Origin of the sequence: Micromonospora alfalfae, assembly GCF_022230925.1 — a bacterium.
In the GTDB taxonomy this organism is placed as follows: domain Bacteria; phylum Actinomycetota; class Actinomycetes; order Mycobacteriales; family Micromonosporaceae; genus Micromonospora; species Micromonospora alfalfae.
Genome location: NZ_JAKKFH010000025.1, coordinates 123073 through 148990, shown reverse-complemented (window position 1 = coordinate 148990; position 25918 = coordinate 123073). Strand labels below are relative to the sequence as shown.

General features: G+C 68.7%; 36 protein-coding genes. All 36 read right to left on the bottom strand.

Going from position 1 to position 25918, the window contains the following annotated elements:
- Positions 1-12: 12 nt before the first annotated feature.
- The 36 genes from MED01_RS20805 to MED01_RS20635 all read right to left on the bottom strand — a co-directional run bounded on the left by MED01_RS20805 (position 13) and on the right by MED01_RS20635 (position 25914).
- Positions 13-447, bottom strand: coding sequence for a DUF6093 family protein (locus MED01_RS20805; protein WP_238670226.1), 435 nt, complete (start codon positions 445-447; stop codon positions 13-15).
- 3 nt (positions 448-450) lie between these two features.
- A complete protein-coding gene (locus MED01_RS20800) occupies positions 451-858 on the bottom strand; it encodes a hypothetical protein (RefSeq protein WP_238670225.1) in 408 nt (135 codons plus the stop codon).
- Between the two features lie 12 nt (positions 859-870).
- Entirely contained in the window at positions 871-2643 is a 1773-nt protein-coding gene (locus MED01_RS20795; RefSeq protein ID WP_238670224.1) for a polysaccharide deacetylase family protein, read from the bottom strand.
- A 19-nt stretch (positions 2644-2662) separates the two neighbouring features.
- Complete coding sequence (locus MED01_RS20790; protein ID WP_238670223.1) at positions 2663-4120, bottom strand: glycine-rich domain-containing protein; 1458 nt, start codon at positions 4118-4120, stop codon at positions 2663-2665.
- 71 nt (positions 4121-4191) lie between these two features.
- Positions 4192-4647 (bottom strand): hypothetical protein, encoded by a 456-nt coding sequence (locus tag MED01_RS20785; protein WP_238670222.1) that lies wholly within the window; start codon positions 4645-4647, stop codon positions 4192-4194.
- 2 nt (positions 4648-4649) lie between these two features.
- Positions 4650-5888, bottom strand: a complete 1239-nt coding sequence (locus MED01_RS20780; protein ID WP_238670221.1) for a phage major capsid protein — start codon at positions 5886-5888, stop codon at positions 4650-4652.
- 14 nt (positions 5889-5902) lie between these two features.
- A complete protein-coding gene (locus tag MED01_RS20775) occupies positions 5903-6259 on the bottom strand; it encodes a DUF2190 family protein (RefSeq protein WP_238670220.1) in 357 nt (118 codons plus the stop codon).
- A gap of 2 nt (positions 6260-6261) precedes the next feature.
- Positions 6262-7896 (bottom strand): hypothetical protein, encoded by a 1635-nt coding sequence (locus MED01_RS20770; RefSeq protein ID WP_238670219.1) that lies wholly within the window; start codon positions 7894-7896, stop codon positions 6262-6264.
- A 23-nt stretch (positions 7897-7919) separates the two neighbouring features.
- Positions 7920-9005: a putative phage head morphogenesis protein gene (locus MED01_RS20765; protein WP_238670218.1), complete on the bottom strand. Its 1086-nt coding sequence runs from the start codon at positions 9003-9005 to the stop codon at positions 7920-7922.
- Positions 9006-9051: 46 nt separating this feature from the next.
- Complete coding sequence (locus MED01_RS20760) at positions 9052-9318, bottom strand: hypothetical protein (protein ID WP_238670217.1); 267 nt, start codon at positions 9316-9318, stop codon at positions 9052-9054.
- A gap of 327 nt (positions 9319-9645) precedes the next feature.
- Positions 9646-9981, bottom strand: a complete 336-nt coding sequence (locus tag MED01_RS20755; protein ID WP_238670216.1) for a hypothetical protein — start codon at positions 9979-9981, stop codon at positions 9646-9648.
- A gap of 77 nt (positions 9982-10058) precedes the next feature.
- Positions 10059-11783: a hypothetical protein gene (locus tag MED01_RS20750; protein WP_238670215.1), complete on the bottom strand. Its 1725-nt coding sequence runs from the start codon at positions 11781-11783 to the stop codon at positions 10059-10061.
- A 20-nt stretch (positions 11784-11803) separates the two neighbouring features.
- Entirely contained in the window at positions 11804-13204 is a 1401-nt protein-coding gene (gene terL / locus MED01_RS20745) for a phage terminase large subunit (protein WP_238670214.1), read from the bottom strand.
- A 109-nt stretch (positions 13205-13313) separates the two neighbouring features.
- Positions 13314-13910, bottom strand: a complete 597-nt coding sequence (locus MED01_RS20740; RefSeq protein ID WP_238670213.1) for an HGGxSTG domain-containing protein — start codon at positions 13908-13910, stop codon at positions 13314-13316.
- 379 nt (positions 13911-14289) lie between these two features.
- The gene (locus tag MED01_RS20735; RefSeq protein WP_238670212.1) at positions 14290-14721 is read right to left on the bottom strand and encodes a hypothetical protein; all 432 of its coding nucleotides are present in this window, start codon (positions 14719-14721) and stop codon (positions 14290-14292) included.
- Positions 14718-15452, bottom strand: a complete 735-nt coding sequence (locus MED01_RS20730; protein WP_238670211.1) for a hypothetical protein — start codon at positions 15450-15452, stop codon at positions 14718-14720. The genes MED01_RS20735 and MED01_RS20730 overlap by 4 nt, the downstream gene beginning before the upstream one ends.
- A 105-nt stretch (positions 15453-15557) precedes the next feature.
- Positions 15558-16367 (bottom strand): hypothetical protein, encoded by an 810-nt coding sequence (locus MED01_RS20725; RefSeq protein WP_238670210.1) that lies wholly within the window; start codon positions 16365-16367, stop codon positions 15558-15560.
- On the bottom strand, positions 16364-16714 hold the full coding sequence (locus tag MED01_RS20720; RefSeq protein WP_238670209.1) for a hypothetical protein: 351 nt from the start codon (positions 16712-16714) through the stop codon (positions 16364-16366). Before MED01_RS20720 ends, MED01_RS20725 begins: the two co-directional genes overlap by 4 nt.
- On the bottom strand, positions 16711-17070 hold the full coding sequence (locus MED01_RS20715; RefSeq protein WP_238670208.1) for a hypothetical protein: 360 nt from the start codon (positions 17068-17070) through the stop codon (positions 16711-16713). The genes MED01_RS20720 and MED01_RS20715 overlap by 4 nt, the downstream gene beginning before the upstream one ends.
- Entirely contained in the window at positions 17067-17468 is a 402-nt protein-coding gene (locus MED01_RS20710) for a DUF6221 family protein (protein WP_238670207.1), read from the bottom strand. The genes MED01_RS20715 and MED01_RS20710 overlap by 4 nt, the downstream gene beginning before the upstream one ends.
- Positions 17465-17797 (bottom strand): DUF6221 family protein, encoded by a 333-nt coding sequence (locus MED01_RS20705; protein WP_238670206.1) that lies wholly within the window; start codon positions 17795-17797, stop codon positions 17465-17467. Before MED01_RS20705 ends, MED01_RS20710 begins: the two co-directional genes overlap by 4 nt.
- Entirely contained in the window at positions 17794-18072 is a 279-nt protein-coding gene (locus MED01_RS20700) for a hypothetical protein (RefSeq protein ID WP_238670205.1), read from the bottom strand. The genes MED01_RS20705 and MED01_RS20700 overlap by 4 nt, the downstream gene beginning before the upstream one ends.
- Positions 18069-18200 carry a hypothetical protein gene (locus MED01_RS35825; protein WP_274526012.1) on the bottom strand — a complete coding sequence of 44 codons (132 nt, stop codon included), beginning with the start codon at positions 18198-18200 and terminating at the stop codon, positions 18069-18071. The genes MED01_RS20700 and MED01_RS35825 overlap by 4 nt, the downstream gene beginning before the upstream one ends.
- Before the next feature lie 217 nt (positions 18201-18417).
- Positions 18418-18726, bottom strand: coding sequence for a hypothetical protein (locus MED01_RS20695; protein ID WP_238670204.1), 309 nt, complete (start codon positions 18724-18726; stop codon positions 18418-18420).
- Positions 18727-18968: 242 nt separating this feature from the next.
- Positions 18969-19352 (bottom strand): DUF7736 domain-containing protein, encoded by a 384-nt coding sequence (locus MED01_RS20690; RefSeq protein ID WP_238670203.1) that lies wholly within the window; start codon positions 19350-19352, stop codon positions 18969-18971.
- 26 nt (positions 19353-19378) lie between these two features.
- On the bottom strand, positions 19379-19642 hold the full coding sequence (locus MED01_RS20685; RefSeq protein ID WP_238670202.1) for a hypothetical protein: 264 nt from the start codon (positions 19640-19642) through the stop codon (positions 19379-19381).
- Positions 19635-20042: a hypothetical protein gene (locus MED01_RS20680; protein ID WP_238670201.1), complete on the bottom strand. Its 408-nt coding sequence runs from the start codon at positions 20040-20042 to the stop codon at positions 19635-19637. The genes MED01_RS20685 and MED01_RS20680 overlap by 8 nt, the downstream gene beginning before the upstream one ends.
- Positions 20039-20437: a hypothetical protein gene (locus MED01_RS20675; RefSeq protein WP_238670200.1), complete on the bottom strand. Its 399-nt coding sequence runs from the start codon at positions 20435-20437 to the stop codon at positions 20039-20041. Before MED01_RS20675 ends, MED01_RS20680 begins: the two co-directional genes overlap by 4 nt.
- Entirely contained in the window at positions 20434-20646 is a 213-nt protein-coding gene (locus MED01_RS20670; protein WP_238670199.1) for a hypothetical protein, read from the bottom strand. Before MED01_RS20670 ends, MED01_RS20675 begins: the two co-directional genes overlap by 4 nt.
- A complete protein-coding gene (locus MED01_RS20665; RefSeq protein ID WP_238670198.1) occupies positions 20643-21065 on the bottom strand; it encodes a hypothetical protein in 423 nt (140 codons plus the stop codon). Before MED01_RS20665 ends, MED01_RS20670 begins: the two co-directional genes overlap by 4 nt.
- Positions 21062-22069, bottom strand: a complete 1008-nt coding sequence (locus MED01_RS20660; protein ID WP_238670197.1) for a dATP/dGTP pyrophosphohydrolase domain-containing protein — start codon at positions 22067-22069, stop codon at positions 21062-21064. Before MED01_RS20660 ends, MED01_RS20665 begins: the two co-directional genes overlap by 4 nt.
- 10 nt (positions 22070-22079) lie before the next feature.
- Positions 22080-22694: a hypothetical protein gene (locus MED01_RS20655; protein WP_238670196.1), complete on the bottom strand. Its 615-nt coding sequence runs from the start codon at positions 22692-22694 to the stop codon at positions 22080-22082.
- Entirely contained in the window at positions 22691-23632 is a 942-nt protein-coding gene (locus tag MED01_RS20650; protein ID WP_238670195.1) for a hypothetical protein, read from the bottom strand. The genes MED01_RS20655 and MED01_RS20650 overlap by 4 nt, the downstream gene beginning before the upstream one ends.
- Positions 23629-23898 (bottom strand): hypothetical protein, encoded by a 270-nt coding sequence (locus MED01_RS20645; protein ID WP_238670194.1) that lies wholly within the window; start codon positions 23896-23898, stop codon positions 23629-23631. Before MED01_RS20645 ends, MED01_RS20650 begins: the two co-directional genes overlap by 4 nt.
- A 205-nt stretch (positions 23899-24103) precedes the next feature.
- Positions 24104-25492 (bottom strand): replicative DNA helicase, encoded by a 1389-nt coding sequence (gene dnaB / locus MED01_RS20640; protein WP_238670193.1) that lies wholly within the window; start codon positions 25490-25492, stop codon positions 24104-24106.
- On the bottom strand, positions 25489-25914 hold the full coding sequence (locus MED01_RS20635; protein WP_238670192.1) for a hypothetical protein: 426 nt from the start codon (positions 25912-25914) through the stop codon (positions 25489-25491). The genes dnaB and MED01_RS20635 overlap by 4 nt, the downstream gene beginning before the upstream one ends.
- Between the last annotated feature and the right edge of the window lie 4 nt (positions 25915-25918).

The window sequence follows — 25918 nt, the reverse complement described above, 5'->3', positions numbered from 1 at the left end:
GCGCACCCCCTGCTATCGGGTGGTGGGCTGCCTCAACTGGCAGGTCAGGTCCCGCTGCCATGAGATGGAGCTGCCGGACACGGCGACCACCGTCAACGTTCGGGGCGGCTCCACCAGGTCAGGGTTGGTGGCGGTCGCGGTGAGCGTCACCAGGTCGTTGGCCTGATACACCACCTCACCCACCGGCAGGGTGACCCGCACATCAGCGAGGGGCGTGGTGGTGTCCGCAACGACCGGCTGCCCGGCGGGGGACAGGTACTGGTAGCGGCACGGGCCCTCGTACAGCATCTGCGGCGGCGGGTAGATGTTCTTCCCGGCCGCGTCGTCCCATTCGGCCTGCTGCGCGGGGCGTTCCACCCGGCAGGTGGCGGTGGCCTGGCGGTCGGCGACCGGCCGGTGATGCTGCTCGAACTGGGGGTGGATCAGGTGCGTGTTGGGTAGCGGCACCAGTCACCACCCGTACCGGTAGGCGGCGTTCGGGTCGAAGTCGGCGACCGAGATCGCCCACGCGTCCGGCCCGCCCGCCACGTCGTCGGCATCCTGCCGTGCCTGCTCCCGTAGCGCCTTCGCTTGCGCCCTCAGCTCGGCGGCCACAGCGGGCCCGTCCGTGCTCAAGTCCTGGGTGGTGATCTTCTTCGAGATCAGCACCTCAGAGTGGGAGATGATGTCCAACGCGGCGGCGGCGGCGCGCTTGACCCCGCCGCCTTCCATCACCAGCAACGCCGACAACTGTTCATCGCTGAACAACTGGTTGGCCGGCACGTCCGACGTGTCCGTGATCAGCAGCCGCACCATCCCGACGGGTTGGGTCAGGTCGTTGCTGAAAATCAGCTCATCGCCGCCAGCGGGAACCGGCACGGCAGCCCTCCCTCAGACGGGTGTGACGCTGATGTCGTCGAACTGGATGGGCTGGGCGACGTTCGCGTCCCTGCCCAGCTCGATGCGCAGTTGCATGGTCGCCGGGTGCAGGGTGGTGTTGAAGTGGACCTGCTGCCACACGTTGAGCGTCGACGGGGTGAACGAGCGGGTTTCGTCGTACCGCGACGGGGTGGTGTTGTCGACCAGCCGGATGGTGCCCGTTGCGGGCAGCGCCCCGGTAGCCCGGATCCACGCCTCCACCCGCACCGTCCCACCCTGCGTGCCCGTGTACGTGAGCGCGCTGCTGGCCTGCACCAGTTTGGCGGTGCCCGACGTGGTGAACTCCACGAAGTTCGCCCCGGTGTGCCCGGTCGTGGTGCGTAGGCTGACACCCGCGCCGTGACTCCACCCAGTCCAGAACGCCGCATAGTCGGGGTCGAAACTGGAGTTGCCGATCAGGTTGAGCCGGCGGCTGTGCCCGGGGTCGGCGGCGATCAGACCAGTCGCGGTCATGATCTCAAGGTCCCCGGCGTCTCGCTTCGCAGCCAACCAGTCCAGGACTCCGGTCAGCGATGCCAGGGACATGTAGCCGTTGAGGCCGATGTACCCGGGGTGGAGCATCAGCTGGATGCCTGCGCCGTAGGCGAGGGCCTGCGTCACCGTCGACTGCACGGCCGCTTGGCTCATGCCCTCAATGGTGAGGTGGTTAAGTCCGTGGTAGGCCCTGTGCGGCATCGGACGCCACGTCGAGCCCAGGGTGTAGCCCTCACTGAACGGGTACGTCTGGGCGATCAGGCGGCCAGCGGTGCCGGCAAGGTGGGCGTTCGTCTCCAACCGCCAGCTGGGGTCGGTCGGTTCCAAGCCGGGAACCTGCCAGCCCCACACCTTGATGTCCTGCGCCTCAATCTCCGCCTTCGAGGTGACGATTTCCTCGACCAGGCGCTCGAAGGTGGGCGCGTCGGCGTGCGTCGCCGAGTGCGACCACACCTCCAACCCTTGCCGGCACATGGCCCGCAGATCCGACCACGTGGTGCCCGTCGACAGGCTGTCACCCGTCGGCCACCGGGACACCACACCCACCGTCGCCGGCATGCCCCGGGCCACCAGCAACGGCCAAATGTTGTTCTTCAAATTGGTCAAGTGATGGTCGAAACGGATCGACACGACCGGCTTCCCGCCGGTGCCGATCGACCCGCCCTTGGCCTGCAACGCCTGACCGGTGAGGTTCTGCCCGGCGACCTCGATCGGCGCGGCGGCGGCGGCCTGCACATCGGCGATGGCCGTCGTCAGCGCCGACTGCACCCCACTGATCGCGGTCTGCTGCAAGGTGGACACCGGCTTAGACATGTCCGGGGTGTTGTTGACGTTCCCCAGGCCAAGGTTCACTCGGGCGGTCGACGCGCTGGGCAGGTCGGCGAGGTTCGCGGACTTCGCCGGGGCGTCCGCGATGGCCGTGGACACCTGACCCACCACACCGCCGACCTGATCGGCCAGCGCGGACACCCGGGCGTCCGTGGCGGCCCGCAAGGCGGTCACCGGACCCCCGTGAACCGCGGTGTAGACGACGTCCGCGCCGTCGGGAAACTGGAACTGGGGAATGCGGGAGTACTCGTCGATCGTCACCGTGGCCGTGGGGATCGGGTCACCATCAACGGTCAACACATCCGCTGGGATGGTGCACGCCTGGTTAGCCCACAGCGGCACCAGCAACCCCTGCGCACGGGCACGCCCGTCACGCAGGTACACCAACCGCAACGACTCGTCGGGACCAATGAGACGCGCCATCAGCTACACCTCTTCCGGGCTAGATGTAGGTGATGACCTGGACGATGCCGGGAGCCCCGTCGCCGCCCTTGCCTGAGTTGTTGCCGTTGAGCGAAGCCCCACCACCAGCACCCGCGGCCCCGTACAGGCCGCCGTTGCCGCCAGCCCCGGCAGGGCCGGTGATGCTCGCCGCGCCACCACCGCCGCCACCACCGGGCAGGGGGGTGCCAACCGGCACGGAGCCGCCGGCCAGTGCCACCGCACCACCAACAACCTGACCGCCCCGGTTCACCGCACCAGCGGCCGACGCGAACACGATCTGGTTGGCGCCGCCACCGTTCGAGGCCACGTCGGCGGTGCTGATACCACCACCACCGGGGCCGCCGGACGGCCCGTAGGACGGGTTGCCGGACGACACGCCTACACCGGTGCCACCCGCGGACCCTGCCGCGTTGAGGCCGGAGAAGTTACCGCCAGCAGTTCCACCAGCGGTCGTACCGCCACCGCCGCCCAAACCGCCGTACGCGGTCACGAACCCGGTGAACACACTGTGCCCACCGTTGGAGCCGTTCTGGCCGCCCGAATCATCGACGGTCACGGCCGGGCCACCAGCACCACCCGCGCCCACAGTCACCGCAACGGTGGCGGGGAGCAGTGAGGCGGGCAGGAACACTGCGGGCAGCATGTTGCCGGAGCTACCGCCACCACCGCCGCCGCGGTTCGTGGTGGCCGCGCCGCGACGACCGGACCCGCCGCCGGCACCGCCGCCGATCGCGATGATCTGCACCATCTTCGCCCCGGCCGGCTTCGTCCACGTCCCGTCCGCCGTGAACGTCTGCACATCCGGCGCACCAGCAGTAGCCGCGGCGGCGACCGCCTGGTTGATGGCGGTGATCTGCGGACCCGACGCCGGCTTGCTGGCATCAGCGGTGTTGTCGACGTTGCCCAAACCGAGGTTCGCGCGGGCCGTCGCCGAGTTCGCCAAATCGCCCAAGTTCGCGGACTTCTGGGCGGCCCCCACAATGCGGGCGTCGTTACCTGCCGCGACAGTGCCGTTGGCGGTGCCCACACCCCGCAGGGCCGCATCCCCAAGGCCGGTGATCGTCGTATACGACTGGGTGCCCGTGTGGTTCGAGCGGTCCAGCGACCCGGCAACGACCTCGCTGAGCGTGTCCATCCGATCATCGGTGCGCGCATACAACGGCACAATCGGGCCGCCGTTGATCGACGTGTAGACGACGTCCGCGCCCTCCGGGTACTGGAAGAGGGGGATGCGGGAGTGCACGTCCACGATCAGCGTGGACTCCACGATGTCATCACCGGTCATCGTCAGCACATCGGCGGGCACCGACCCGCCCTCATCGGCGAACAACGGCACCGGGTAGCCGCGGGCCTTCGCGCGACCGTCTTGCAGGTACACGACGCGGTACGCCTCATCCGGCCCGGTGAGCCGTGACGACGCACCACCAGATGGGTTGCCTCCAGCGGGCACGGGCATGGTGGGACTCTCTTTCAGGGCAGGCCGAAGGGCCGCGCGGCGGGGGCGCGGCTGGATGAGGCGGTGGTGTTCTAGCTGGCGGGGATCACGCCTGCGCGCTCGCAGGCGTCGGCGATGTCGTTGCGGCTTGCGTCCGCCGGGTACTTCACCTTGGCGACGTTCGCGAACGCCTGCCAAGCGTCGAGGCCGGAGCCCTTGCCGCGGCGAGGCGGTGGTGGTGGAAGCGACGGCCGGTCGTCCGGTGCGGGTTCGGTCACCTCAACCGACTCGTCGTCGTCCTCAGTCGGCGGCTCGTCGGCGGCCGGTTCCGACACAGGTGTTGCTGTCTTGTCCGGTCGCCGCTCGGGGGCGGGTTCGCTGATACGGACCGGGCCGCCCGGCGCCGGCTCCCCGCCGTCCGCCGAAGCGGGGGCAGGGAGCCGGGCGTCGAGAAGGTCCGCGATGTCCCCGAGCGTGTCGAGGATCGCGGCGAGCCACGGCCCGTCAGTGCCGAACGCTGTGCCCAGATTCGGACGGGCGCGCGGCATGATCAGGCGCCCGTGCCGTTCGAGACGACAGCGGACTTCGGGTCCATGAGCGTTCCGCCCACAACCATGCGAACCCGGTACTGGATGGCGTCGTGCTCGAAGTCGCCCTCCTCCGGGGCCACCGGCCCGCCGCCGACGCGCATGGCGTTGGGGGACTTCACCCACAGTTCGGGGGTTTCGTGGCCGATGAGGAAACCCAGCTCCATGGCCGGGCGGCCCACGTTCGGGTTTGCGAACACGTACCAGGCGCTGTTGCCGTTGGTGGTGTTAACAATCGGCAGCCACGGGTTCACCACGACGGACACGCGGTTGCGCATCCAGTTGGCCACCCGAAGCTGGTCGTTGCCGGTGCCCGGTCCGCCGCCGGTTGCGGCGAGGATTTCGGTGGCGTTGACGATGTTGTTCGCCGCGACCTCCAGCGCCGGGGGCACCACGAGGGTGACACCTTCGACGTAGATGGGGCCGCCGTCGGTGTCCTTCTGCTGGCCCAGGGTCTGCATGGCGTACTGAAGACCCTGGACGGTCAGCGCCGGGTTGGTGGGGGTGCCCGCACCCGTCACCGAGGCGTTGATCTGGTTCCGGTTCGCGTTGGAGAAGAACGTGCTGTTGGGGCCGCCGGAGCCGGAGAACAGCTGCGCGGCGAACTTCTCCTCAGTGCGCCGGGCGGCGTTACCCAGGCGGGTGGGCAGTTCGGTGAGCGCGTCCAGGTCGTCGTTGACCATGGTTTCCCACGACACGGCGATCTGGTCACCGTACTTCGCGACCGCGTACTCGTAGGCGGCGTCAGAGACGCTGCGCACCTTGTACGGGGCGAGTTCCTTGACCTGGTTGAGGACACCTTCGCCGCCGTCGAGGGTGAACCGCTTGACGGTGCGGAAGTCCCGCACCCGGCCCCGCTTGGCGTACGACGGCCACTGCACGGGCCGGGTCTGGTAGGCGGCCAGGAGCTGCCGGTCGATGATGTCGCCGAACAGGTTGGTGAAGTCCGCGCGGGACATGGCCTCCTGGAAGGCGACGGTGGCGCGGCGGTCACCCTCGATGGTGCCCCGGTACAGGCGGGTGAGCTGGATCAGGTTCCGCTTGTACTGGGCGGACTCCTGGCGCCGCTGCCGGCGGTTGCCGGTGAGCAGGGTGCCGTCGCCGCCGAAGATGGCGTTGGTGGCGGCACCCTCGGTGCCGGCCTGGAAGGTTTCGAGCTGGCCCAGCGTGCCGAGACCAGCGTCGAGCATGGAAGTCGTCATGTTCGGCGGGTCTCCTAGTAGCCGACGCGGACAGGGATGGTGGCGGTGGCGCCGGATGCGACGGCGGCCATGGCGTAGCCGAAGCGGACGCCGTTCGTGTTGTCCTTGTTGATCTTGTGGGGGGTGGCGGCGGTGTCGTAGTAGACGATGTCGCCCACCGCGATAGCCGCATCCGTGGTCGTCTCACCCTTGACGCTCAGGTCGAAGGTGCCGTTCAGGGCGACCGTCGTGACGTTGTTGGAGTCCTTCGGGGTGAGCGCGACACCCGGGATCTGCCCGCAGATGACCGGGTCACCCGACTGCGGGGTGGCCGGCGCCGAGCAGACCAGCGGCAGGCTGTCGGTCCACATGTACACGGTGTTCTTGGCCATGATCAGTTGCGTCCCTTCGCGGCGATCGAAGCGGCCTCAGCGGTGAGCCCCAGGGTGTCGCTGAAGAAGCTGTCGAGTTCCTTGCGGAACCCGTCGTCCTTCGGCGACTCCTGCACGGCAGCACCCAGCCCGTACGGCTGGCCCACACCGGCGGCCTCCAGCGCCTCAGCGCGGGCACCCCGCACGTAGGCGGCCTCATCCGCGATGGCCGTGGTGATCGCGGCGGTCAGCGCGGTCTCATCCACCACACCCTCAGCGGTCGTCGGCACCTGGCCGAGCACCCGCGAGGTGACCCGGGGGCTGATCTGCGCCACAACGTCAGCGTGTTCCGGGGCGCGCAGTGCCACCGTCACAGCCTCCGAGGCGCGCTCACGGTTACGCAGCGAACGGTTCTCCGACTCGCGGGCAGTGTTCGCAACCTGCACAGCGGTGAGTTGCTGCTGCATCTGGGCGAGCTGAGCGGTGACCGCCTCCAAAGCCGCGGTCGTCTGCGCGTGCGGCGCGGACTCGGCGGCCGGAGCGGTCACGGGGGCGGTGTCGACGACCGGTGCCGTCCCCGCCTCAACCGGCGCGGTGCCGGTCGTGGTTCCCGACATAGCGGGCTCCTTTTCGATGGGTGGGTTGGGTGCGGTCGGCGGGGCGCCGTCCGTCACGGAGTTGGGGGCCGCCGGAACGGCCTCGGGGGTGGGGGGCGGCGGGGTGTCGGCCGGACCGGAGTCCGGGGCGGCTTCCGCTGCTGGGGCCGTCTGCGGCTGCGGGGGTTCCTCCCACAGATCCCGGGCGAGTAGCTGCGGCGCGTCCGCTTCGATGCGGGCAGCGAACGCGGACAGGGCGTCACCGACAGCCCCCGACAAGGTGATTCGCTCATCGCGGGTGAGCCGCCCGTCGCCGAACATGTCGTCGGCGCGTTCGGTGAAGTCGCGGTGCAGTCGGGCTTCGAACCAGTGCGCGACGTTGCGCGCCTCAGCCACCGGGACGGTGTTGCCGACGGATTCGAGGACGGACACAATGCCACCCCCGGCCGCTGGCTTGGTGACGAAGTCAACGGACCGGCCTTCGGGGATCGACTGGACGATGAAACCCTCACGGCCTTCCCGTTCGCCGTGCTCGCCGGTCACCCACGCGCGAATGGACATGCCGATCACGTCGACGCCCTCTTCGGCTTGGGCGCGCGCCATGTCGGTGATCGTGTCCCGCCACGGGTGCAGCAACCGCACCTCAGCCATCAGCGCCTGCTCGCCCTCATCCCACCGGGCATCCGAGGTTTGGACAGCGGCGACGGCCCGGACGCTGCCCGACGGGCGGGCGGCTTCCTCGTCCTCGGTGGCGTGGTCGGCCATGCACTGGGTGCCCGCCGGCCACGCGGCCGGACCGTCGCGGCGCAGCACCTCAGCCGGGTAGTAGTTCGAGTTCAGCGACCACCCGGCACGAATCAGCCGGATGGCGAGGCGGCCGGGCCGGGTGACGGTCGCGCCGGACGGGTCGGCCTCACGAACGATCACCCGTTCGGTGGGGGCCTCGATGGTGGGCGCGGACTCTGCGGCTGGCCGCCGGGAATGCAGTGCCGCGTCAAACGCGACCCGCGAGTAGCCAGGCACGTCGGTGGTGACCCGCGCGGGTGTTGGCCGGTTGGGCATGGGGGATCGCCTCCCAGGGTGGGTTAGCGCCGCTGGTCGGCGATGCGGTTGAGGTCCCGCAAGGGGCGGGGAACGTACGAGGTGCGCCAGGCCGGGTTGTCGCGGGTCACGGCCAGGTCCGACCAGTCGATGCGGGCGGCGCGTAGCAGGGCCAGGCGGGCGGCGCCGAGCACCGCGGCCTGCTGCTGGTCGGTGAGCGCGTCGAACGCTGCTTGCCGGTCGGGGGTCTGGTCGGCGGGTTCGTCGAGGTCGATGCCGAGCGCCCGCCACGGCTTGGTTTTGGGGGCCCTGGCGCATCGGCCTTGTTGGTGGTCGAGCGGCCCGGCTTCGTCCAGGTCGTGGACGGTGCCGTGCATCGCCCAACAACTGGGGCATGTCCTGACCGCACTCGCACCGGTGACGGTGGCCAACCACACCCACCCGTCGAGCAGGTCAGCGTTGGCGTCGTGGGCGTACCGGGCTGCGGTGCGGTGAGCGTCCAACACTTCGGTTCGGGCGATGTTCGCTGCCCTCTGCAACCCGCCGTCGAACGCCCCGTTCACCGCGGCGACGGCCCGCCGGGCAATGTCGGTGGGGTTGCTGCCCAGCTCAACCCCGCGCACCAGTTCGCGGCGGATCGCCGCCGACGCGTCCACCGACAGGGGCCGGGTTTGCACGGTGATCTGCTGCGTGACCCTGTTTCGGATCACATCCAACACCGTCGGGAGGATCGCGGACGCCACACGCTCGCGGGTGTCCTGCCTGTAGGGGGACGGAAGCTGCGAGGCGATTACGTCAGGTTCGGCAGCCACCGTGGCGGTGATGGCCAGGTCGGCGGCGGCGATCACCGCGGCGGTTGTGGCGGCTTCCAGTTCGTCGAGGGCGTCGTCGGTTGCGGCGAGCGCCTGTTGCAGGGGTTCGACTCGGGCCAACTCGACGGGGGTTGGCCAACGTCCGTGTGCCAACGCCCATGCGACCAGCACGTCAACGGCTTGAACCCAGGTGGGCGCCAGTCGGTCCCATGCGGCAACCCACTGGGCTGCGAGGTCCCGAACCGTGTCGTCGGCGTAGCCACCCACAGCGGTGCGCATGGCCCGGATGAGTTGCAGGGTGCGGGAGGTGACAGCCACCGCGCACCCCCGCACCGACGGCCAGTCGCAGCCGACCCGTCGGCGATCAGGCAGCGACCTGTTCGTCACGCACGAGGCGGGCAGTTACGAAGTCCTGATCGGAAGGGGGAAGCTCGGCGGGTGGGGCGTCAGTCACCCGATACGTGACACGGCGGTTGTCAGCGTGGATCTCGACGAGGTCACCGTTGTGCCGCAGCCACCGGTACTCATTCCGCCCCGCCCTGCTCAGCAGCAGCGTTGAGAACTGCTCAACATCGCTTGGCGTGCCTTCGAGGAAGACTCGGGCGCCTTCGCCCCGTACGTGCATCGCCATCGCCCTGCCCTCTTGAGAAGTCTCGGCCTCGGCGTCTACCGCTCGCGGTCACCGCATCGGCAATGGCAGCACGCGCGGGTGCCGCCTGGCGGTGGGGGCGGCGGAACTGCGACCGGCTCAGGAATCATCGCCGCCGAGACAAGGTGTTGCCCTACGCCCATCGACGGTGGGACGTAGCCCTTCGCGATCTGGCCGTCGATGACGTGAACGCCAGTGCGCGGCATCTGACTGTTGCGCCGGAACCACATGGCCTGCCTTCCATGGCGCGTTGGCGCCGGGGTGGCCGCACCGTAAACGGCCACCCCGACACGATCAGGCGCGCGAGGCTCAGAAGCCGCCGCGCTGCCGGTCCGCGACGGAGCCCGGCTCCGGCTCACCCTCCACACCCGGGACGGGCGCGGGCTCGACGACCGGCGGCTCGTAGCCGTCGTCCGCCGACTCGGCGGCGGTGCGAACGTCATCGGCGGCCGACTTCAGCTCGTCGAGCTTCGCCTGCACCTCCGGCGACGCCTCACCGTCGTTGATGATGGTTTCCAGCTCGGCGACCTTCGCCTCCAGTCGGGTCAGGGCGTCCCGCACGTTCTGGTTCGACGCGTCCTGCGCTTCGCGGGCGGCCTGGATCCGACGCTGCACGTCGTCCAGTTCGTCGCTGATCTTCGCCATTTTGATCTCCTGCCTGTGCAGTGCTGTGCGCACCTCGGCGATTCCAAGGTGGCGTTGTAGGTAGCCCCACATGCCGGTCACCCCCGTCGTCGGTGTGCCCGCCGCCGTGTGGGGGCGGGGATGGGGAGTGCGAGCTGTTCGGTGGTCGGCCCGTCACCCGGGTCCGGGTCGTTGTCGTCCCCGTCGGTGTCGTCGTCGGGTGCCATTCGCCCCGGGCCGGTGTCGGCGGGGTCACCGCCGGCCCGTTGCCGATCTGCGGCGGGGGAGCCCATGGGTGTGGGCCACAGGAATTCGCCGTCCGGGCCGACCATGGCCTCAATCAACTGGTCGACGTTGCGAACACTCATCGCGGTGAGCAGCAGCCGGGCAATGACCTCGGGTGGGATCGTGCCAGTGCTGTTCGCCTCCACGACGGACTTCACGACAGCGACCGGGTCGACCTTGTCGAGGCGCGGCCAGGTGATGTCGATGGTGGGGTCGGTGTTCCCTGCCAGGGTGACGATCTCCCGGCCCGTCCACGGGTCGGCGGCGATCGTGCCTTTCAACCTGCCCTTGGTTGCCCGCACCGACTCGGTGATGACATACCGGAGCAGGCGGTGCAGCACCGCGGCCCACAGGTCGCGGCGTTGACTCATAGTGCCCTCAGTGGGCCTGTCCAAGGTTTCCGCCGTGGCGCGGGCACCGGTCACACCGGGGTCACCGAGCAGCCACGTCACCGGAATGTCCAAGGCGGAGGCGACCATCGCGGCCAGGGGGCGGCCGGAGTCGGCGTCCAACGACGCCCCGGACTTCGACACGGCCTCCAACTGCACATCCGGGGGGAGCACAGCGGTCGCCCCGGCGTGGAGCGGTTCGCCCGTGCCCGGGTCGCGGGAAGGCGGACCGGCGAGGCGAGTGCGGACTGCGGCGTTGCGGCCACCGGGGGCGCTGGCCTTCCACGCGTACCGGGACAGGGAGCGCATCAAACGCGCCCAGTCCTCCAAGAACTCTTTGTACGCCTTCGCCCAGTCGACTGCGGCGTACGCGTCAGGGATGCCCCGCTGCCAACCCAACGGCTGGTTCACCGGGACGTGCAGGACCGGGGAGAACCAGTCAACCTTGATGTTCGCGTACGTGCCGGGCCGCGAGTTGGGCCGGTAGTCGACGTCCGGGTACAGCCGCTTCCGGGTTTCCCGCACGGGGTTGCCATGCTCATCCCGGCCGACGTGCGTCCACTGGCGCACGTAAAACCAGGGGGTGGCGGCGTCCTCCGGATCGCAGATGATGTCCGCGATCTCATCCGCAGGCAGGGTCCGCACCTGCACATGACCCGTGGTCGGCCGAGTGAACAGGGCCAAAAACACTTCGCCGTCACAGCCCAACCCGAACGTCTCCAACTGGTCCCGGGCCGCGGCACCCGTGGCGGTGCGCTCGTTCGACGGGTCCGTCAGGAACGCCTGCACCACCGCCTGCACATCCTGCTCACCAGTCTTGCGGCCGTTCGCGCGGGCGGTGATCTCCACACCCTGACCCCACACATACGCGCTGCGCAGGTTCAGGCCACGCTTGATCAGCGGCTGCTTGATGGCGAACAGGCGGCAAATCGCCCGCATCTGCGTCATCGCCTCAGGGGAAAACTCGTGCTCACCCTGGGCAGTCAGCCGAATCCAACCCGGCTCATACAACGCGCGCTGCAAGTCGGCGACCGACTCTTGCAACAGCTCGTTGTTGTTGACCTCCTGCTCCAGGCGGACGACCAACTTCTCCATGCGGGCGTGCAAGTCCACCTCAGCGGACGGGGTCACCTCGGCGGTCTGCTGCACGACAGGTCACCCCCTGCCGGTCAGACGGGCGAGATTTCGAAATCGTCGTCTTCTTCGTCCACGTATACGCCATCACCCAAGAACAGCGGGTTGATCAGCAGCCGGTTGAGGGCCTGCGACATGGCATCCACCCGGTCGTCGTGCGCCGAGTTCGGGAACCCCGCCGCCTCCTCAATCAGGTCATCCACCCAGGGCGCCAAGGCGGGGGCTGGCAGGAACACATCCCTTGCCTCCACCAGCGGTGACACAGCGGCAGCACGCGCCGTCTTCGACCCGTCCGGCTCCACCGGGATCAGCCCGGCGATGCTGCGGCGCAGGAAGTTAATGACCGCCGTGCCGTTGGCCTTGTCCTCCACCAGCTTCGCCGTTGATTGCGGCCACCTTGCGGCCAGCGCCCGCACCGCCTGCAACGTCTCCACGAACGTCATCCGCCCGTGCTTCTGATCCAGCAGATACGCGGTCGCGTCGCGACGCCCCCACACCTGCCCGCACACGAAGTCGGCGCCTTCGGTGTCCTTGAACGTCATGTCCCACGAGGTGATCAGCTCATCGAAGCCGTGCGCCCACCGGGAGCCGTCGTCCCGTTCGGTCCACTGCGGGTTCGTGTAGAACTGCCACCACTCGCGGTGGAAGATGTTGCCCTCCGCCGGGGAAGGGCGGCCCTGGAACAGGGCGTTCCACGACCGGGAACCAGCCTCACGCTTACGTTGCTCCCAGTCCGCCCGGCTACGGCCCCGGGCGGAAATCATGAACTCGCCCGGCTCGCGTCCCAGCAGATCCGACTCACCCTTGTTCGGGTCGTGGTCCGCCTGCGCCGGGATGTTCAGCACCCGCCAGTCAACGCCGTCGTCGCGTTCCTGCAACCAACCAGACAGGTCATCGTTGCGCCACCGGGTCTGGATGATGACCACGGCGACGTTGTTGCCGAGCCGGGGGATGGCGACCTCAGTCCAAAACTCTTGGACTGTTTCCTTCCACGCCTTCGAGTCGGCCTGCTCGCTGTTCTTGTACGGGTCGTCAATGATCAGCAAATCGACCGGGCGGCCGGTCAGGCTGCCTGCGATACCCACGCAGAACACGCCGCCCTGGTGGCCCAGGATCTCCCACTCATCAGCGGCCGACGACGCGGGGTTAACTGTCAGGTTCAGCTTGCCGCCGTGCTCGGCGATGTCGTCGCGGATGTTGCGACCCCACCGGCGGGCCAGCCCGTGACTGTTCGACACGATCGCGATGCGCAGCTCCGGGTTGCGGGTCAGCATCCACAGGGGGAACCGCCGCGACGTGCGCTGCGACTTGCCCTCCTGGGGCGGCATGGCCAGCATCAGCCGCTTACAGCGACCCTCGGCGACATCAACCAACGCCTCGTCGATCAGGTTCAGGGCCGGTGTCTGCACCGTCTTCGGGTCGAGTTCCAGCGCCATGACGCCGGGCGACGCCCACGGGCAGTCCCGCTCACGCGGCGGCTCGAAGAACTGGGCGGCGGCCTCCCACGGCGAAACAGCGGCGACCGTCATCGGCCACCCCCTGCCCTCACGCGGCCGGGGCTACCGCCCGCAACCGCATCGGCACCACCGTGGCCACCTTCGCCTGCTGCTCCGCCGACAGGTCCAGGTCACCGAGGATCGCTTTGATCACCCCGGCGAGCATGGCGCCCTGCTGCTCAGCAAGCTTGACGCGCCTTTCTTCGAGGCCCGCCCCAATCGCCTTCTCGCACACCTTCACGAGGTGGGCGCGCTCCGCCTGCCACAGCCTCACCCACACGTTCACCTCGGCGGCGCGTTTGGTGTCAGTACCGGGGAACTCGCCGGCCATCTTGTCAACCTCTTCGGTCTTACCCCACACCACATCGGCGGCCTGCAACGCCTGCACCTGCTCGTGCAGCCACGCCACAGCCCCGGCCGTCCGGTGGACCTCTTCGAGTAGGGCGTCACGGGGGTCGACCTCGCGGGGCAGGCCGAACGTCTTCACCGCCTGCTCGGCGAGGGCAGTCTGGGTTCGCCGCTCCGCCGCAGCCTTAACCTGCGGCGCCGCGCCACCATGAAACCGGCAGCGGTTGGCACCTTTCACGACTGGGCGAGTACACGGTTTGCCAGTGCTTCGGGCGTGGGCCCCGCAAAGCTCTGCCATGGGGTGCTCCTCCCAGGGCAACGGCTATGGGGTTGCCCCTCCTGATGGTTTCAGCCCAGAGGAACTGGTTGCCGCATTCGCAGGTGTAGCCGTCTTTCTGGAAGTCCCAGGCCATGAAGTGGAGGCCGACCCGGCAGCAGAGGCGCAGGATTCGGCTGGGTTGCCAGCGGCGGTCTGTGCGGTATTCGACGCGTCGGTTGCGCCAGCGCAGCACGGCCGCCTCCTGGTGTTGGTGCCCCGAGGTGGCGTGCTGGGGAGACGTCACCTCGGGGCCGCTTGTGTCGGGTCAGTCGGGCTGCCCGGGAAATGCCGAAAGCCCACCGAACCGTGAGGTCAGGTGGGCTTCGGAGACACGTCTCCTGTGCGTGACTGTGACGGATCACGAAGATCTTGTCAACTGTGCCTTGCGGTGTTTCGCCTGGATCACAGTGGCGGCGGCGTCGCGGACGTCTTTGGCGAGGTAGGTGCGGGCTTTCCCCCGCCACCCGAAGCGGGGCAGCAACGGCCGGGCGGGGTCGTCCGGGTGGGGGGTGCACGCCCATTGGCGGATGACGTCTTCGCTGACGTTCACAAGAGCGGCAGCTTCGGCGGTGGTGACCGCATCGGTGTCTTCGACGGTGGCGACTGTCGGGGTGACCCACGTTTCGCCGAAGTTGACGGCCACGGCGTCGGCTTGGTCGCAGGCGGCCGGGTCGAGGGCGCGCAACCTGGCCCGGTACATGTGGGCGACCTTGCGGGCGCGGTCGGTGGCGTTGTCGCCGGGGACGGGCCATTCGCCGCGGCGGCCTTGGACGTCGAGGTCGGGGTTCACGCTGCCACCTGGACGCGGTTGGGCCACACCAACTGGGTGACGTACTGCTGGTAGTCGGTGTGCGGCCAGGTGGTGTGGCAGCTGGCGCAGTACACGTCGCAGGGGTCTTCGGCTTCGCGCGGGTCATCACGGTGCAGTTCGTCGAGCCCGCAGCCGGAGCAGGTGCCGGGGAGGTGGACGGTGCGGTGGGTGCGGCCGAGCATCCCGCGGGCGCGTTGGTGGAGGTGTTGCAGGTGGTGGATGGCTTCCCACCCGGTCATGTCGTGGATGTCGTCTTCGGGGCCGGTGGGGTACACGGCGGTGGGTTCGATGCGGGCGAGCTGCCGCAGGCGGGGGGCGAGGATGGTGACGGCGCGTTGGACGGCGACGCCGGGGCGGGTGCGGGGTGGTTCGCTGAGGCGGGCGCGGGCCCGGATTTCGGCTTCCCAGGTGGTGGCGACGTGCACGATCTCAGCCTGCAAGGCTTCGGCCTGGCCGTTGAGGGGCATGGGCGGGGCTGCTTTGCCGCTGGGCTGCATCTGGAGGGCCTGCGACAGGGACGGGGACTGCAACTGTTCAAGGTCCACGTAGTCGTAGACGAGGGAGCGCACGTCCCGTTCGGCGCCGGTCAAACAGTCGTCGCAAAGGGGTGTGGTGGTGACGGGCGCGGCGGCCGGCGGTTTCGCGAGCCGGTCGTAGGCGCGGCAGCGGGTGTCGGAGACGCAGTGCCGTCCGCTGGTGGTGTCGTCCATGTGCTGGGTCTCCGATCGGCGCAGTTACGCTGGCGGTAGACCTCGTGGGAGTGCGGGTCGGTGGGAATGGCGGCGGTCGGATCTGCGGTCCGGCCGCTGCCGCCGTTACTGGTTGGTCCAGGGCTGTAGGAGCGGCACCGTCCGAGGTGCCGTGATGGCCCCGTGCCCGTCGATCATGATGGCACCGGACTCGTCGCGGACCACGTATTGAACCGTGATGCGGTTGCCATGCACGGCGATCGTGCCCTGTTCTGGCATCTGGTCGGGGTCAAGGCCGTTAGCTTGGAGCCACGCGAGGACACGTTCCCGGTCGACGCGGAGTTGGGCGATGGCATCGTGGGGTTCGGTCAGCGGCCCGGGGTAGGCGGCGCCGACCATTCCACCCGTGGCGGGCTCGGTGCGGCGCCGGTCGTTGAGTTCACGTCCGAGTCGCTGCCACGCGTCGTGGATGCGGGCGGTCTGCTCAAGGCTGATGATCCCGTCGACTGCGCCCATGCCGGCTAGGTCGCAGCCTGCGTAGCGGTGCCCGTCGTCCAGTCGGAGGTGCCACGTGGTGGGTTCAGATACCCGCTGGTAGATGTGGGCGTTGTGGCGGCCTTCGCGGATGGCGACGGTTGGGGCGGCGCGGACGACGTCGAACGCGATCAGGTCGGTGTCGTCGTGGGCGGTGACAAGGTCGGGCCGCCAGCGCATCGCGGAGTACCCGGTGTCGTCACTGATGTGGGTGGGTTCGCAGTCGGCCGAGCAGTAGGGGGAGCCGTCGCGGGGGTCAGCGCCGCAGGGGCACAGGCCGGCGATGGTGTTGTCGATGCGGTCGAGGACACCGGTTGTCGCGCGGGGTGCGCCGGCAAGGTAGGGCGTCAGGTCTTGGCCGTTGAATTCCACCCGGGCGAAACCGTCGATGTGGATGGTCACAGCTGCCTCCATTCAAGCCGGCCTTCGCCCATCACTTCGCCGTCGGTGTCGAGTAGCCGCCACTCGTCCGGTTGAAGGTTGTCGTTGTGGACGACGGGCACGCCGAGCATTGCGGGTTGGGGCAACCATGCCGGGGGACGCGGGGCAGGTTCGGCTATCGCGGTGAGGTGTTGCCTCACCAGCTCACCGACTTCGAGCCGTCCGGCTATCCGCCGGTCTGGGTCGAACTGGCGGGCGAACTCACGGAGACTTTCCCGTAGCCCATCAGCGGTGAGTGGGCCGGACGTCCTGGTGGCGGTGGTGAATGCCCGCGTGCTGATGTTCGCGATAATCCGATCGTCGGTCATGGCGTCCTCCATGATCCGCAGGAGGTGGCGTGCCCGTCGGCGTCGAGCTGCTGCGGGGTGGGCGGGTTGACGTACGACATGACCAGCAGGCAGATCAGCTCGTCGCTCTGCCCGGTGCTTTCATGCCGGCCGCCGGGCAGCTCGGCTTGGAGGTCCGCGTCGAGCCGATCAATAAGGGGCACGATCTCGTCGAGGATGCGCCGCTTGGCGCCCACGTCAGCCCGCAGCAGGCTGGCTGTCTCCGTCAGGAGTGTCGCCGTCTCGGCGGGCAGTGCGGCTGCGAGGGTCTTGAGCGCTTCGGCGGTGTGCCGCTGGTTCTCAAGCTGCTGGTCCAGCCAAGCCGTGAGGTCGTTCACACCCGCCAACCTTCCTGGTAGCCGGGCCGGTCGTCGTACTCCGTGGTGAGGGCGGACACCGCCTGCGACATGGCGATCAGGTAGCCCCGGTTCACCTGATCGTCGGGGCGTTTCGGTTCCTGCATGAGTGCGCCCTGATACTTGGCCAGGATCTTCCGGCCGGCGGCGACACGGCGCAGCACCCGGGCCGGGTCGTGGCGGGCGATGTGCTCGCCGTACTGGTCGTCCAGGTAGTCGTAGCCGCCGTGGATAAGTGCCCCAGGGTGGCGGTCCACGTCGCTCGGGTAGATGGCTCCTTCGCTGAAGCGCCACTCGGGTCCGCAGTCGGCTGCGGCCCGCGCCACCCGCTCGTCGTCGTCGAGTTGCGCGGTCAGCCACGCCACCCGGTCGTCGGTCACAGCCGCCAGCTTTCCTGGTAGTCAGGGTGGGCGGCGAACGGTGCCGCGAGTGCGCCCCCGATCCGGTCGATGGCCTCGGCCGTCTGCTGGTCTAGCGGTCGTGACGCAGACAGGCGGGCGATGAGTTCGATCTCGCCGAGGATGGCCCGCTTGGAGTCCAAGTCGGCGAGCACGTACTTCGGGATGTCGCGTTCGAGGTAGAAGTCTCGGGCCTCGTCGTCGATCGCGTCGAAGTAGACGTACGCGCCATCAGCGCCGGTGGCCGACGCGGTCAGTTCGTCGTAGCGGGCGCGCAGGAAATCGATGATGCTCACGTCAACGTCGGTCACCGCGTCCTCCCGCCCTGAATGCCCGCCAGCACTGACAGGAAACGCCGCAGGTCACCAGCCCGACCGTGTGCCGTCAAGTAGCCGCGTCGGACCAGCCATCCTCCACCCTTGTGGGTATCGATGGTGAGGCCAAGTGACCGGCCGTAGGCGATGGCGTCGGCAACGCTGCCAGCAACGAGCGCCCCGATCTTGTAGGGGACTCGGATGTTGGCGTTCCGGTCTGGCTGCTTGTCGAACGCCTCGATCAGTTCGTTGAGTCGCGTTGCTCGGATCATGGCCTCCACCCTTTCTTCCAGTTCCGCAGGGCGTATGCGAGCAGTATGCGGATCATCTCGGAGCGGTTGGGTTCGCCGCCGTCATCGATGACGCCTTCGTCGCGGGCGAGTTGTTCGATGACGTCCACGGATCTCCATGAGGCGCGGAAGTTGACGCTGCGTCGACCGGTGGGCATACGTCACCTCCTGCGCATATTCTACCTGCTCAACGTGTATGGCGCTCGATCCACAGCGGGTGTTCACCGGCACCACCTGCCGACCTGCCGTGCCCGCAACCTGCGCCGATACAACCGCCGGTGCCAGTTCACGATCTCCGCGTGGCGCCACCGGTCCGCTTCCTTGTGCTCAGCCACCCTCCGACCCCTGGTCCTTCGGTCGCATCCAGTACGACTCTTCGGTGTAGTCGAACCGCTCCCACCCCTCACCACGAACGCCTATGTGCACGTTGCGAACCCACCCGTCGCCGTCGGGTGGCCGGTCGACGTCATCCCACTGCTTGCGGGGGCCTTCGGTGCACGTGTACTCCCAGTCGGGGTGTGCGGCGCGGGCGTGGAGTTCTTCGTCCGGTCGGCGCCGGAGCTGCGCCCGGTAGACGGCGGCGTCTTCGCCGTGGGTGCGTTGCCGGCAGGTGGCGTGTTCCAACGTTTCGGTCACGGGTTCTCTCCGGTCGGGTTCGAGCAGGTCGAGCAGGGTTGGCCCGTCCTGTGCGTCGCTGCGGGTCCGGGGGATGGGCGGTGGGGTGAGGCCGTGCTTTCTCGCGCAGCCGCTCCCGTAGCCCTGAACGAGGGGGCCTTTGGGCACGGGTGTTCCGCACAGGCACTCGCGCGGCTCGGGCGGGCCGGGCAGCAGCGGCAAGGCCACGGAAGCCCGGTTGCTGTCTTGGATGTCCACCGCGTTCACGGGGTGTCGTCGGGCCGGACCACCGGGACCACAGCGAGATGGGGGTGGTTCATCGCCAGTTCGTCGAGCGGGTTGATCCGGGTGTGGTCGCCAGTGGGGAGCGGCTGCACCTCGCGGTGGGTGCCGTACCGGTCGGCCTGCTCGGTCAGCCACGACCGGACGTGGGCCTCACCGTTGAACGTCGGCGGCACGATGGCGGCAAGGTCGGGGTGCTGTCGCAGTAGTTCCGGCTTGCACTCGTCGGCGGCGCGGGGCAACTGGTGGGTGAACAGGGTGTCGCCTGTCATGTGGTCGAGCAGTTTGTGGACGGCGCCGAAGCCGTCGGGGGCGACGAAGACGTCGGTTGTGACGGTGAGGATGTCGCCTAGGTGGAACCGCATGGTGTTGTCCTTCCGGTCGGCGCTGCTCAGCGCGGCTGGGTTCGCTGGTTCGGGATCTTGCGTGTGGTCTTTTGGCCGCACCCGTTGTGCTGGAATCCGGCTTTCCGCAGGTCCCGCCTCAGCGCGTTCAAGCTGTTCGTGTCGGATGCGCTGGACGGTGTGGTGGTGATCAGCAGCCCGCGCGGGTTCCAAATCTTCCAATGGCCGGACTTGCCCATCTCGATCCGCCACCGGGCGCGGCGCAGGGCTTTGAACAGGCGAAGGCGGGCCGACCCGTCACGGTTAGACATCGGTCGGCAACTCCACCCGCGTCCACGCCCCGACCAGCTTCGACCCGTCCGCGTACGCCTTCACGGTCCGTTTGCGGATGCGAACAGGCGCGCGGTGGAACAGCTCGGCGGCGCGGATCTCCGTCGCCAACAGCGCGTCGAACTCGTCCGCTGGCCACTCGTACGACCGGGCCTGCACGTCAGCGCCGGGCCGGCTGGATCGCAGGTCAGTCCAGTCGATGTCGCATTCGGCGGTCACCGCCGTGGGTTCGGGTAGCAACCGGTCAGTGGCGGTCAGAGCGTCGAGGGTGATGGTGACGATAGTGCCCGCCTCACCAGCCGATGCCGGCCAGCCCGCGCGAACTCGGACGGCAGCCGTAAGGTGCTCCACGTCGGTGTCGGTGTACGGCTGCCCGGTCACGGCGTCTCCTCAACGGTCGCCCACGGGGTGGTGTGCTGATACCGGCGGACCAACACGGCCACACCCGGCCAACCCGACTCGGCCTCCCGTTTGCGGGTGTGCCAGTCAACGCGGGCTTGCGCATGCTCACGGGTTTCCGCAGTGTCCGGTTCGTCCATGAGGGTTCCGCCCCGGTAGAGGCGGCTGTTGAACTGCTCCACAGTCCACGTGCCGGCGGGCAGGATCGCCCCAGTGCCGTGGAGCACCTTCAACACTTCGGCGGCGATCCGCGACCCCAGGTGCTCGGCGTGGGCGACCGTGCCGATGTTGGTGATGCTGTCTTCGTACTCACGCTGGGCGGTGGCGGCGATCAGTTCGTGCAGGTGATCCCGGGCTGGGTCCGTTGGGGCGGTCATCGCTGCACCTCTGCCGGGCCCCACGCACTGAACAGGACGGTGCGCTGCACGACGCCCCGGGGCCGCGGGCCGTACCCGGGGAGGCTGTTGTCGGCAGCCTTCTCGGCGGCCTCCCCGGCACTGAGGACGGGGTGGATGTTGCCGAAGGCGTCGCGGACGGCGTAGTCGGTGCGAACGCTGCTGTTATTCCGCGCTGCCGGAGTGGTCATCGCTGCACCGCCCCGGCGAAGTCCGCCGCGTCATACGCCGGGTCGATGTGCGCGGGGTTCACCCCGTACCGCACCAGCACTTCGGTCAGCCAGTCCTCCCACTCGCCGTTCAACGCGCCCAACTCTGGGGTGAGGTCCCACAGCCGGGTTGGGGCGTCTAACGGACCCAGGAAGGCCAACGCAGCAGCCATGGACGACTGGGCAAGCATGACCAGGTAGCCGATGTCCGGGCGGCAACCCGGCGCCGGGTTTGGCGGCAGGTCGCGGCACTCCTCGTTCAGGACGGCGTGGGCGGCGAGGGCCTGGGCGGCGTAGTGCCGCACCCACTCGTGCTTGGTGGCCGCGTCTTCGCGGGTGGCCGGGCGTGGGGCGAGACGGTGGGCGGCGTTGAACGGCGTCTCGGTAGTCGTCGCGGTCATCGGGCCACCTCGGCAACCGTCCGGTCGTGCTCGATCGCCTGACCCGGTGCGGCGGTCCGCCAGTCCGGCCACGTCCGGGCCTCGTTCTTCGCCTGCTTCGCCACGATCGCGTCAATGATCTGCTGCGGCTCATGCCCGGCACGCCACGCGCCGTCGAGGGCGAGGATCACCACGTCAACCCACTCGGACAGGTCGTGCGGAGCTGCGTCGATCTCGGCCAGTTCCTTGCGGATGTGGTCGATCACCCCATCGGTGCGCGACCCCGGACCGAACGTGCGCTCGGAGAACGCCCGCTGACGGGCAAGGTGAGCGGCGTCAATCACAGCAGGCGTGTCGGTTGGGATGGACGCGGAATCGGACGTCGCGTCGATCAGCATCAGCCCGGCAACGCCCGACCGGACGCGAGTCGCTACGCCGGTGAAGACGTTGCCGTTCTCGAAGGTCGCCGCAATCCGGTCGCCCGGTGCCACTGTGGGGCCATCGGCGATGAAGGATGCGACGCCCATGTGTGCCGCGTAATCCTTGTTCAGGGCTCGCAGAGCGACGGGGGTCATGTTGGTCGTGTCGCTTGCGTTCACCGCTGCGATCGGCAGCCGCTCACCGCGTTCCGACTCCGGGTCCATCCGCTCCGCGCAGGCCAAACAGCGCGGCTCCCCGTCGATCAGCACGATCACGCTCCCAAAGTGGCATCCACCTGTCGCGCAGGCCGGCGGGAACTGCTCCTCCCGCACCAACCGCAGCAGGTACTCGGCGTGCTCTCGGATCTGCTCGGCGGTAACCTCCCGCACACAGATCCCGGCGGCGGCCTCCCGGTCGGACATGCTGACCGTCACCCGCAGCGGCCCGGCGTTCTCGAACTTGCCGAACGACAGGGCGCACCCGAAGGCCAGATCCCATCGGACGGCGGCCGGGTCCTGCTCGGCGTAGGTCAGATACCGGTCCCGCTCGTCGAACCGAGGCTCGGCGTAGACGGGGCGGGTTCGGACGATCGTGTCATCGGTCATGGTTGCCTCCTCAGGCTTCGATCAGGGGTTGGGGGCGGTTCGGGTACAGCAGGTCGGACATCCGGGCACGGTCGGGCGTGGTGACCGTGAGGGCTTCCGGGTTGATGAGGATCACCGGCAGGTCACGCTGGTGGGCTTTCTTGAGCGCCGAGAACGTGCCACCGTCACGCTTCGACGGGCGCCACACGGCCACGACGGCACCGCCGGCCTCGGCCGTGGCGTCGAGCATCCCGTCGTTGCGCTTGTGCAGCAGCGACAGCATCACCCGCTTACGGGCGTGCTCGGCCAAACCGGCAAGGTCCCCGTACGGCACCTCCGACGCGGCCAAGGCGCGCAGACGGTGCCACTCGGCCACCGCCCGAGGGTTCGACTTCCGCCACGGGTCCGGTTGCTGCGGGAACGGGATGTGCGCCACAAACGGCACCCCCGCCCGGTGCAGGGAGTCCGCCCACCACATGTCCGAACCCAACGCCATGCCCGTGATGCCGGTGGTCATGCCGCGCTCGTCACGCAACCACACCGCGCCCGCGGTGAGCTTGTCCTGCACCCAGCCGTGGGCGTCGTCGGGGATGTCCTGCGGGCGGTGACCGGTCACCATCACCGTCGACCACACCGGGGCGGTCACTGCTGGCCGCCGAACAGGTCAGCGATCCCCGGTGGCACCGGGCGGGTCGGCCCGACCTCCGCACCCAGACATCCACCGTTCTTCCGGTAGCCGCAGTCCGACAACGGGCGCGGGTAGCCGCCACGCACGCCGTTCACGTACGTGCGGGTGTAGCAGGCCATGCCATCCCGGCCACTCTTCGGCCCGTGAAGGTCAGTGCACAACTCGGCTGCGGTGCACTCCTCCCGACCGTCCGCCTCATGGCGGAACATCACACCCGAGCAGGACGCCAAACGCTGCACACCAGGGAAAGCTGGTAGCCGGTGCTCCAACTCGTACCGGCCGGCGGCGTGCCGACACGACCAGCGCCCGAAGTGGTAGACGGGTCCGGGGGCACCGGGCACCAACAGCGACGGCTCCGGGAACGACACCGTCTTCTGCCTGCTGCTGATCGGCTCACGGCAATTAGCGCACACACCGGGGGCGTGTGAGTCCAGCAGCCGCGACAGCCTCGCACCCTCAGCCTCGGCGATCCGTTCCTGCGCGAACTCCTGACACGGGTACGGATGGTTGCAGCAGGCGCACACCGCGTACCGCTCGTCCATCATGTGCCAGCGGTGGTGGCGGCCGGCACGCACGCCCAGGTGCACGGTGACGGTGCCGTCGTGCAACCGCTGCGTGTGCTCCACCAGCACCGGGCCGCGCTCGTGCCGCAGCACGATCGCGTACGGGCGAACTTGGTCCTGGTAGTCCGGCTTGAACCCGGCGATCACCTTCCGGTCTTCGTCGGTGAGGTCGGCGTCACTGCGAACGGTCACCTCGGCGACGCGCCACGTCGCGTACCGCCACCCGATGAGCTGCCCGACCCGGGGCCGGGCAAACGTCTCGTCGCCTTGACTGGTGGGCGTCCACCGGTCGGGGTGCCACATGTGCCGCGGCGGCAGGTCCATCAACGTCATTGGTCCACCTCCATCGCGTGCAGGTCCAACGCGTACCGGGCCGCCTCACCCCGACGTGCAACCGCCAACAGGTCCGCCTTCACCGCGTCCAGCGCGTCCGCGAACTCGGGCGCCGTGTCATCCACCGGCACCAACAGCGACCCCCGCCGCGGCGGGCTACCCGGCCAACCCATCCGCACATGACCGCGCCCAACACCAGCGGTCGTGAACCCAGCGACCATCAGGGCGGTCACCAGACGCTGGCCGGCGTTCTGTCCATCGCTCATACGGCAGCCCTCCGGGCGAAGTAGTCACTGTTCGTCGGCACCACCGTTACCGGGCCCACCTGCGCCACATGGCGTTCCGCCGGGCCGCGGTGCAGCTCGCACACGTAGCGGGTCATCCCGTCACCCGGGTAGCCCGTCGACACTTCCCACCGGGCAGGGATGCCGGTGGCCAACCCGCAATAGTCACAGTCCACAGCCGCCGCCCTCAGTCGATCGCCATGTCAACGAACCGGGACAGGTGCAGTTGGGCCGCGACGGTGACGGTGTCCGTAGGCCCATTTCTGTGCTTGGCAACGATTACGTCCGCCTCCCCAGCGCGGGAGGATTCCTTGTCGTAGTAGTCGTCCCGGTGCAGCAAGATCACAATGTCGGCGTCCTGTTCCAGCGAGCCCGACTCACGAAGATCCGACAACTGTGGAGTCTTGTTCTGCCGCTGCTCAGGGCCACGATTCAACTGACACACCCCGATGATCGGAATGCCCAACTCCTTCGCCAGCAGCTTCAAGCCGCGCGACAGGTCGGCAACCTCCTGCTGCCGCGACTCCGTCCGCTTCGGCGACGACATCAGTTGCAGGTAATCCACCACCAGCAACTTCAAGTCGTGGCGCTGCTTCAACCTCTGAGCCTTCGACCGCACCTGCATCAGATTCATCGACGGGGTGTCGTCCACGAACAGCGGCGCCTCGCCGATCTCCGCCATGCACCGGGCCAACTTCGTCCAGTCGTCATCCGACAACTGACCCGACCGCAACGTGTGCAGCGGCACCCGTGCCTCAGCGGACAGGATCCGCATCACCAGCTCAACCTTGCTCATCTCCAGCGAGAAGACGGCGGCGGCTTCCTTCGCCCGGATGGCCACGTTGCGAGCAATATCAACAGAAAGGGTCGACTTGCCGAGTCCCGGGCGTCCCGCAACCAGCACCAACTGCCCGGGGTTCAGGCCGTTCAACAGCCGGTCCAAGTCGATGAAGCCCGTCGGGACGCCGGACATCTCCCCACCCCGCTCGGCCACCGCCTCAATGGCGTCCAGCGTCGGCTGGAGCATGTCCGCCAACAGGTCGTAATCCTCGGACTGCTCCCGGGCGGTCACCTCGTACACGGCCTGCTGCGCCAACGTCGCCAACTCACCCGCAGACCGGCCTGTTGCCTCCGCACCCCGGTAGCCGAGATCCACCAGCCGGGTACCGGCCTCGATCAGCCGGCGCTCCACCGCCCGGTCGTACACCGAACGGGCGTAGAAGGGGGCGTTCGCGGCCGTCGGCACCATCTCGATCAGCGTGTGAAGGTACGGACCGCCGCCCACCCGCTTGAGGTCGCCAGCCTCGGCCAAGGCTGTAGCCATTGACACCGCGTCGATCGGGGCACCGGCGCCGTACAGCTTCACCATCGTCTCGAAGATCCGACCGTGCGCCGGGCGGTAGAAGTCCTCAGGTCGCAGGAACTCCAACACCTGGGCGCACGCGTCCTTCGACAGCAGCATGCCGCCGAGCACGGCCTGCTCCGCCTGGACGTCCTGCGGCATCCCCCGACCCCGCGACTCATCGTCGTCAGGTACGGCCGGACGCTGCTCGTTGTTGTCCACCGCGGCCGTCATTCCACAACCTCGCCGTCAACGGTGTCGAACTCAGCCGGCACGGCAGTCAGCTCGCGCAACTGGTCCATCGCCGACGGCAACTCCGGACGTGACCGGGCCACATGCTCCAACAGCGGACCCAGCACCTCCTTCACCGACGCCGCGCCACGCTCCATGCGCACCTCCCGGTTGATGTCGTCCTCAAACCGGGACGGCAAGGCCCGCACCTCCGACGGCTGGGTGCGGCGCCGCTCCGCCTGAATCTCTTTCACCCCAGCCCGAATGTGGCCCGGCATGATCCGATCCGTGTTCACCGCGTAATACCGGCGAACCGCCTCCACCGCGTCATCAACGTCCAGGTCGGCCAGCACCGAATGCCACGCCTGCAACACGTCCATGTTCGGGGTGCCGAACCGGTACTCGAAGACGGCGACGGCGGCCATCACC

Coding starts and splice junctions, on each gene's coding strand:
- MED01_RS20795 (WP_238670224.1), bottom strand. CDS start 2,643: ATGGCGCGTCTCATTGGTCCCGACGAGTCGTTGCGGTTGGTGTACCTG.
- MED01_RS20790 (WP_238670223.1), bottom strand. CDS start 4,120: ATGCCCGTGCCCGCTGGAGGCAACCCATCTGGTGGTGCGTCGTCACGG.
- MED01_RS20785 (WP_238670222.1), bottom strand. CDS start 4,647: ATGCCGCGCGCCCGTCCGAATCTGGGCACAGCGTTCGGCACTGACGGG.
- MED01_RS20780 (WP_238670221.1), bottom strand. CDS start 5,888: ATGACGACTTCCATGCTCGACGCTGGTCTCGGCACGCTGGGCCAGCTC.
- MED01_RS20775 (WP_238670220.1), bottom strand. CDS start 6,259: ATGGCCAAGAACACCGTGTACATGTGGACCGACAGCCTGCCGCTGGTC.
- MED01_RS20770 (WP_238670219.1), bottom strand. CDS start 7,896: ATGCCCAACCGGCCAACACCCGCGCGGGTCACCACCGACGTGCCTGGC.
- MED01_RS20760 (WP_238670217.1), bottom strand. CDS start 9,318: ATGGCGATGCACGTACGGGGCGAAGGCGCCCGAGTCTTCCTCGAAGGC.
- MED01_RS20755 (WP_238670216.1), bottom strand. CDS start 9,981: ATGGCGAAGATCAGCGACGAACTGGACGACGTGCAGCGTCGGATCCAG.
- terL (WP_238670214.1), bottom strand. CDS start 13,204: ATGGCGCTGGAACTCGACCCGAAGACGGTGCAGACACCGGCCCTGAAC.
- MED01_RS20740 (WP_238670213.1), bottom strand. CDS start 13,910: ATGGCAGAGCTTTGCGGGGCCCACGCCCGAAGCACTGGCAAACCGTGT.
- MED01_RS20730 (WP_238670211.1), bottom strand. CDS start 15,452: ATGGACGACACCACCAGCGGACGGCACTGCGTCTCCGACACCCGCTGC.
- MED01_RS20720 (WP_238670209.1), bottom strand. CDS start 16,714: ATGACCGACGATCGGATTATCGCGAACATCAGCACGCGGGCATTCACC.
- MED01_RS20700 (WP_238670205.1), bottom strand. CDS start 18,072: ATGATCCGAGCAACGCGACTCAACGAACTGATCGAGGCGTTCGACAAG.
- MED01_RS20690 (WP_238670203.1), bottom strand. CDS start 19,352: ATGCGGTTCCACCTAGGCGACATCCTCACCGTCACAACCGACGTCTTC.
- MED01_RS20685 (WP_238670202.1), bottom strand. CDS start 19,642: ATGTCTAACCGTGACGGGTCGGCCCGCCTTCGCCTGTTCAAAGCCCTG.
- MED01_RS20675 (WP_238670200.1), bottom strand. CDS start 20,437: ATGACCGCCCCAACGGACCCAGCCCGGGATCACCTGCACGAACTGATC.
- MED01_RS20670 (WP_238670199.1), bottom strand. CDS start 20,646: ATGACCACTCCGGCAGCGCGGAATAACAGCAGCGTTCGCACCGACTAC.
- MED01_RS20665 (WP_238670198.1), bottom strand. CDS start 21,065: ATGACCGCGACGACTACCGAGACGCCGTTCAACGCCGCCCACCGTCTC.
- MED01_RS20660 (WP_238670197.1), bottom strand. CDS start 22,069: ATGACCGATGACACGATCGTCCGAACCCGCCCCGTCTACGCCGAGCCT.
- MED01_RS20650 (WP_238670195.1), bottom strand. CDS start 23,632: ATGACGTTGATGGACCTGCCGCCGCGGCACATGTGGCACCCCGACCGG.
- MED01_RS20645 (WP_238670194.1), bottom strand. CDS start 23,898: ATGAGCGATGGACAGAACGCCGGCCAGCGTCTGGTGACCGCCCTGATG.
- dnaB (WP_238670193.1), bottom strand. CDS start 25,492: ATGACGGCCGCGGTGGACAACAACGAGCAGCGTCCGGCCGTACCTGAC.
- MED01_RS20635 (WP_238670192.1), bottom strand. CDS start 25,914: ATGGCCGCCGTCGCCGTCTTCGAGTACCGGTTCGGCACCCCGAACATG.